The 278-nt window shown below is 63.7% G+C and carries 1 pseudogene; it reads left to right on the top strand.

Annotated features, from left to right (window positions below):
- Nucleotides 1-278: pseudogene (locus RVY79_RS19325) on the top strand (hypothetical protein); the annotation flags it as partial.

The following is a 278-nucleotide window of genomic DNA, read 5'->3' as shown; positions in this document are numbered from 1 at the left end:
CGCCGATCCCGAACAGGACTATTTTGGCGATGGCATCGCCGAGGAGATCATCACGGCACTGTCCCGCTGCGGCGGTCTTCTGGTGATCGCGCGCAATTCGTCCTTCACCTACAAGAACAATCCCGTCGACATCCGCGAGGTCGGCCGCACGCTCGGCGTGAACTATGTGCTCGAAGGCAGCGTCCGCCGCGCCGGCGAGCGGCTGCGCATCATCGCGCAGCTCATCGACGCACGTTCCGGCGCGCATCTGTGGGCCGATCGTTTCGATGGCGATCATA

The organism is Chromohalobacter sp. HP20-39 (assembly GCF_033052815.1).
Taxonomy (GTDB): Bacteria; Pseudomonadota; Gammaproteobacteria; order Pseudomonadales; family Halomonadaceae; genus Chromohalobacter.
Note: the sequence above shows the minus strand (reverse complement) of the source record. Positions and strands in the feature narration are given on the sequence as shown.